Below are 6,109 nucleotides of genomic sequence, written 5' to 3'. Positions count from 1 at the left end.
GTTCGGCGGGCATGGTTCCTCCTCGGCGGGTCGGGTGACCCTGGGAACCAATTTAAGAGGACCAACGTCCTTTCAATAGGACGTTGGACCTACCCAGTCGTCCGGCAGGTCCACCAGGCACAGGTCCGGCTGCACGAACGGACGCAGCCGGAGGCCGTCGCCGTCGTGCCCCAGCGAGCGGGCGACACCCCGCAGCAGCCCCAGGTGCACCGAGCACACGACGTCCGGGTTCGCCCGCGCCTCGGTCCGGAACGGGCAGGCCGGCAGGGCGATGGCGCCCTCGACCGCGCGCAGCTCCGGCTCGAAACCGATCTCTGTGAGCACCCCCAGCAGTGGCGGCACCGGGTCCGTCTCGGCCATCGTCGCGTACTGCGCGGACCACTGCTCGCCGGCGCGCACCGCACGGGCGCGGCCGCCGTCGACGTCCTCGCCGATCACCGCGGCGAGTGCGTGGGTGAGCTGCTGCTGCGCCTCCTCGGGCGGCTTCGGGAGGACGGCGGCGCRGAACAGGACCTGCGGTCGACCGCGTCGACCCGACCGCGCGACCTGCCGGGACACGAGCCCGGCGGCCTCCAGCTGGTCGAGGTGGAACCGCGCCGTGGTCACGTGCACCCCGACGCCGACAGCCACCGTGAGGGCGTCCAGCGGGTCGGGGGACTCGCTGAGCATCGCRAGCACGCGGCGGCGCGGTTCGCTGGCCAGGGCGGCGTGCCACGCCTCGCTCTGCCCGGTCGGGACCATGAATTGACAGTAACAGCGTGCATTCAAAGCTCAGGCTCGGGCGGCCTCCGCGAGGAGCTCCTCCGCCGTCGTCGCGCCGGGGCGGGCGCCCGCCGCAGCAGCCTGGCGGGCACGCCGCTGCAGGACCGCGTTCACCGGGGTCGGCACGCCGTGCAGCCGGCCCAGCAGGACGATCTCGCCGTTGAGGTGGTCGGACTCGATCGACCCCGCCCCGCGCGCGAGGGACTGCCACGACGACCCTCCACCGCGCTCCTGCCCGGACAGTCGCTCGACGCGGAACCCGGCGCGGGCGGCGTCGTGCACGGCGTCGTCGAGGGTCACGATCCCGGCGGCGCGCAGCACGGCGCGGCCCTCGGCGTCGGCGCGTGCGGCGAGCTCGCGGGCGTCGTCGTCCCGGAGGGAGCCGCAGAGCGCCTCGACCGCGTTGGCGAGGTTGGTGAGCAGCTTCGTGTACTTCCAGGCCATGACGTCCGCGGCCACGGGCGCACGGAAAMCCGCGTCGTCGAGCTCCTGCGCGTACTCGGCGAGCAGGTCGTCCCCGTCTGCGGGTGCGGCCCATGCATGGCCGAGCGTGAGGACCCCGGGCACCGGCGTGCCGCCTGCGGACACGCGTCCGGGCTCGAGGTAGGTGGCCGGGAGCCAGACGCACATGGCGATCACCCGGGCGAACACGCGCAGGGCCGCGCGCTCGTTGTCCACGCCGTTCTGCGCGCAGACCACGGCGAGCCGCTCGGCCGCGGTCCCGCCGCCGGCGACGGGCCGGTCGGACCAGGCAGCGAGCGCGTCGGCGGTGTCCTGGCTCTTGACGGCGAGGACCAGCACGTCGTCCGGACGGAGGTCCACGTCGTCGGGACCGGCGGAGACCCCGGGCCGCACCCGCACCGTCCCCGCCGCGGTCGTGACCTCGAGCCCGCCGGCGCGCAGAGCGGCCAGCTGTGGTCCGCGGGCGACCAGGACGACGTCCTTGCCGACGCTCGCGAGCAGCCCGCCGACGACGCCGCCGACCGCTCCCGCCCCGATGATGATGTGCCGCACCGGCCCACCGTAGGGAGTGGCACGTCGAGTACGTCACACTGCCCATCGCCTGGACGCACGGGCACCCATCGCGGTGCGTGCCCTAGTTTTGGCCCGTGACCGCACCTCTTTCGCCGAGCGACGCCGTCCAGAGCTCTGCCCGGAGCCCCGCGAGCCACGAGATCCCCGAGCCGATGCGCAACGACGTCCGCGTGCTGGGCGAGTTCCTCGGCCGGGTGCTGCGCGAGGCGGGTGGCGAGGAGCTGCTGGCCGACGTCGAGGCGCTGCGCGAGCTCGCGATCCGCGCCCACAACGGCCCGGACGCGGAGGCGCTGGCGCAGGCCGAGCAGCTCGTCGCCGGGTTCACCCTGGCGCGTGCCGAGCAGGTCGCCCGGGCGTTCACGTGCTACTTCCACCTGGCCAACACCGCGGAGGAGTACCACCGTGTGCGCGTCCTGCGGGAGCGCGAGGCCAGCCTCCAGCCGCACCACCTGGCACCCGACGACTCGCTGCCGGCCGCGGTGGCGCAGCTGGCCGACGAGGTCGGGGAGGACGTCGCACGGCAGCGGCTCGCCGAGCTCGAGTTCCGGCCCGTGTTCACCGCGCACCCGACCGAGGCGCGTCGCCGTGCGGTCTCCAGCGCGATCCGCCGCATCGCGGAGCTCGTCGCCGAGCGGGACCTGCGGTACATCGGCGGGATGTCGCTCGCGGAGAACGACCGTCGTCTGCTGAGCGAGATCGACACGCTCTGGCGCACGGCCCCGCTGCGGGAGGCCAAGCCGTCGGTGCTGGACGAGGTCCGCACCGTGATCAACGTGTTCGAGGCGACCCTCGCCGACGTGCTGCCGGCCGTCTACCGACGGCTCGACGACTGGCTGCTGGCCGACGCGGCGGGAACGACGGCCCCCGCCGTGCGCCCGTTCGCCCGGCTCGGCACCTGGATCGGTGGGGACCGGGACGGCAACCCCAACGTCACCGCGCAGATCACCGAGGACGCCGCGGCGATGGCGTCCGAGCACGCGCTGCTCGAGCTCGAGTCGTCCGCCCGCAAGTCCGCCCACGGACTCACCCTCGACGGTTCGGGGACGCCCGCGTCGCACGAGCTCGGCGCACTGTGGCAGAAGCAGCGCGGGCTGTCCGCGACCCTGGCGGCACGCATCGCCGGCGACGCCCCGAACGAGCCGCACCGCCGGGTCGTCTACTTCCTCGCGGAGCGCATCGCGGCCACCCGGACCCGGAACGCGGACCTCGCCTACGGCGACGCGACGGAGCTCGAGGCCGACCTCGCCGTCGTGCAGCGTTCGCTGGCCGAGGCCGGCGCCAACCGCGCGGCGTACGGCGACCTGCAGCGGCTCATCTGGCAGGTGCAGACCTTCGGGTTCCACCTGGCCGAGCTCGAGGTCCGGCAGCACTCGCAGGTGCACGAGGGTGCGCTGGCCGACCTGCGTGCCAAGGGGATCGACGGCGCCCTCGAACCCCGCACGGTCGAGGTCGTCGACACGTTCCGCGCCATCGGGGCCGTGCAGCGGCGTTACGGCGTGCTGGCCGCCCGCCGCTACATCGTCTCGTTCACGCAGTCCGCCGAGCACCTGGCCGCCGTCTACGAGCTGGCGGAGCTCACGTTCGCGGGCATGGACGCGCCGGTCATCGACGCGGTGCCGCTGTTCGAGACGTTCGCGGACCTCGAGGCCAGCGTCGACATCCTCGACGGCGCCCTCCAGCTGCCGCAGGTGCAGCGGCGGCTCGCGGAGAACGGGCGCCGGGTCGAGGTCATGCTCGGCTACTCGGACTCGTCCAAGGACGTCGGCCCCGTCTCCGCGACCCTCACGCTGGACACCGCGCAGCGCCGGATCACCGAGTGGGCGCGGCGCAACGAGATCGTGCTCACCCTGTTCCACGGCCGCGGCGGCGCCCTCGGGCGTGGTGGCGGCCCCGCCAACCGTGCGCTCCTCGCCCAGCCTCCGGGGTCGGTCGACGGCCGGTTCAAGCTCACCGAGCAGGGCGAGGTCATCTTCGCCCGGTACGGCGACCCGGTCATCGCGGCACGGCACATCGAGCAGGTCGCCGCGGCGACGCTGCTGGCCGGTGCGCCCTCGGTCGAGCGCCACAACGCGGCCGCGACCGAGCGGTTCGCGCCCCTGGCTGCGCAGCTCGACGAGACGTCCCGCATCCGCTTCCACGAGCTGGTCAAGGCGCAGGGCTTCCCGCAGTGGTTCGCCGAGGTCACGCCGCTCGAGGAGGTCGGCATGCTGCCGATCGGCTCGCGCCCGGCACGGCGGGGACTCTCCGTGGAGTCGCTCGACGACCTGCGCGCGATCCCGTGGGTGTTCTCCTGGTCGCAGGCCCGCATCAACCTGGCCGGCTGGTACGGCCTGGGCACGGCGCTGGAGACGGTCGGTGACCTCGAGGAGCTGCGCACGGCCTACGCGCAGTGGCCCTTGTTCGCCACCATGATCGACAACGTCGAGATGTCGCTGGCCAAGACCGACGAGCGCATCGCGGAGCGGTACCTCGCCCTCGGCGACCGGGACGACCTGGCCCAGCAGGTGCTGGACGAGATGGCCCTGACGCGCCGCTGGGTGCTCGCCATCACCGACAGCGAGGCGATCCTGTCCCGCCGCCGGATCCTCGGCCGGGCCGTGCAGCTGCGCAGCCCCTACGTGGACGCGCTGTCCCTGCTCCAGCTCCGCGCGCTGCGCGGCCTGCGCACGGGAGACGCCCCCGAGCAGGCCGACGACCTGCGCCGGCTCCTGCTGCTCACCGTCAACGGCGTCGCGGCCGGCCTGCAGAACACCGGCTGACCGCGCACCCGCGCTACGGGCCGGTCGGTCCGAAGCGCTCGGTCCGGATCCGCTCCGGGTCGTGCCCGAGGTCGACCAGCGTGTCGGCCACCGTCTCGACGAACGGCGTCGGCCCGCAGACGAACACGTGCGCGCGCTCGTCGGGCGGGAAGCACGCGGCCTCCAGCAGGGCCGGGTCGATCCGTCCGACGCGGCCGGTCCACCCGTCAGGCCCGCGTCGCGTCCACACGCGGGTGATCGCGACGTCGGTGCCGAGAGCCTCCAGCTCGTCGGCGTAGATCGCGTCCTGCGGCGTCCGGACCGAGACGACCAGGCGGAAGGGCGCGACGCTCCGGGCCAGCCGGCGGGTGCGGAGCATGGACATGAGCGGCACCAGGCCTGAGCCGCCCGCGATCAGCTGCACCGGGTGCGGGTCGGTCGGCTGCCACACGAACCAGTGCCCCACGGGGCCGCGCAGCTCGACCTGGTCGCCCACCTGCAGGTCCTCCGTGAGGTACGGGGACACCTCGCCGTCGTCGACGACCTGCACCGTCAGCGCGATCCGGCTGTCGTGGTCGGCCGGATCAGGGGGAACGCCGGGCAGGCCCATGGTGCCGGCGGAGGCCAGCGAGTAGGAGCGCTGGGTGGAGTAGCCGTCCTCGGCGGTCAGCCGGATGTCGACGTGCTGCCCGGCCAGGGCGCCCCGCCAGCCGGGGACGTCGAGCTCGAGGGTCATGGCCGTCGGGGTCTCGGCGGTGCGGGCGACGAGCGTGCCGACCATCCAGGGGAGGGCGTACAGCTCGGTGTCGGGAGAGGTCACGCTCAGTCTCCCCAGTACCGCTGCTCCTTCCAGGGGTCTCCGTAGGCGTGGTACCCGAGCCGCTCCCAGAACCCCCAGCTGTCCTCGGTCAGGAGGTCGAGGCTGCGCACCCACTTCGCGGACTTCCAGAAGTACAGGTGCGGGATGAGCAGCCGGGCGGGGCCGCCGTGCTCCGGGGGCAGGGGTGCGCCGTCGTACTGGTAGGCGATCCACGCCTTGCCCCCGCGCAGGTCCGCGAGCGGCACGTTGGTGGTGTACCCGCCGTCGCAGTGCGCCATCGCGTACTGCTCCTCCGGGGCGATCTCGACCCCGTCGAGGAGCGTGTCCAGGGAGATGCCGCGCCAGGCGGAGTCGAGCTTGGTCCACTTGGTGACGCAGTGGATGTCCTTGACGATGTCGTCGTGCGGCAGGTGCGTCAGCTCGGACCAGGTCCAGCTGGCGCGCGTCGCCCCGCCGGCGGTGATCGAGAACGTCCAGGTGGACAGGTCGGCGCGCGGGGTGGGGCCGGCCGACAGGACGGGGAAGCCGCGCTCCAGGTACTGGCCGGGCGGGATCCGGGGGTCGGTCTCGCGCTTGCCGCGGAACCCGCGGGAGATGATCGCCATCAGACGGCCGTGCGGTGGGRCATGGTCACTCCCGGGGTCGAGGACGCTCCGGATCATCATGCGGCCACTCCGGGTGGATGCGCCAGAGGCCGGTCCGAGATTCGGACCGGCCTCTGATCTGCGGATACGTCAGCCGCGCGAGTAGACCA

At 73.6% G+C, this 6,109-nt stretch carries 5 protein-coding genes; 1 reads left to right on the top strand and 4 read right to left on the bottom strand.

Going from position 1 to position 6,109, the window contains the following annotated elements; all coding sequences use genetic code 11:
• Nucleotides 1-72: 72 nt before the first annotated feature.
• Entirely contained in the window at nt 73-741 is a 669-nt protein-coding gene (locus AC1DUQ_RS15910) for a helix-turn-helix transcriptional regulator (RefSeq protein ID WP_477074114.1), read from the bottom strand.
• Between the two features lie 30 nt (nt 742-771).
• Nucleotides 772-1,776, bottom strand: a complete 1,005-nt coding sequence (locus tag AC1DUQ_RS15905) for a ketopantoate reductase family protein (protein ID WP_477074113.1) — start codon at nt 1,774-1,776, stop codon at nt 772-774.
• Between the two features lie 173 nt (nt 1,777-1,949).
• Here AC1DUQ_RS15905 and AC1DUQ_RS15900 point away from each other — a divergent pair, with 173 nt between their 5' ends.
• The gene (locus AC1DUQ_RS15900) at nt 1,950-4,556 is read left to right on the top strand and encodes a phosphoenolpyruvate carboxylase (protein WP_477074115.1); all 2,607 of its coding nucleotides are present in this window, start codon (nt 1,950-1,952) and stop codon (nt 4,554-4,556) included.
• Between the two features lie 13 nt (nt 4,557-4,569).
• Here the strand turns inward: AC1DUQ_RS15900 and AC1DUQ_RS15895 are convergent, their stop codons facing one another.
• Both AC1DUQ_RS15895 and AC1DUQ_RS15890 read right to left on the bottom strand, forming a co-directional pair.
• On the bottom strand, nt 4,570-5,316 hold the full coding sequence (locus tag AC1DUQ_RS15895; protein ID WP_477062451.1) for a ferredoxin reductase: 747 nt from the start codon (nt 5,314-5,316) through the stop codon (nt 4,570-4,572).
• 41 nt (nt 5,317-5,357) lie between these two features.
• Nucleotides 5,358-5,960: a sulfite oxidase-like oxidoreductase gene (locus tag AC1DUQ_RS15890; protein ID WP_477062381.1), complete on the bottom strand. Its 603-nt coding sequence runs from the start codon at nt 5,958-5,960 to the stop codon at nt 5,358-5,360.
• Between the last annotated feature and the right edge of the window lie 149 nt (nt 5,961-6,109).

Source organism: Cellulomonas sp. P4_B5_2, from assembly GCF_056402235.1.
This window is presented reverse-complemented; position numbering and strand designations above follow the sequence as displayed.

Bases quoted from the DNA above. Each gene is read 5' to 3' on its own strand.
- AC1DUQ_RS15895 (WP_477062451.1), bottom strand. From the start codon at position 5,316: ATGGTCGGCACGCTCGTCGCCCGCACCGCCGAGACCCCGACGGCCATG.
- AC1DUQ_RS15900 (WP_477074115.1), top strand. From the start codon at position 1,950: ATGCGCAACGACGTCCGCGTGCTGGGCGAGTTCCTCGGCCGGGTGCTG.
- AC1DUQ_RS15890 (WP_477062381.1), bottom strand. From the start codon at position 5,960: ATGGCGATCATCTCCCGCGGGTTCCGCGGCAAGCGCGAGACCGACCCC.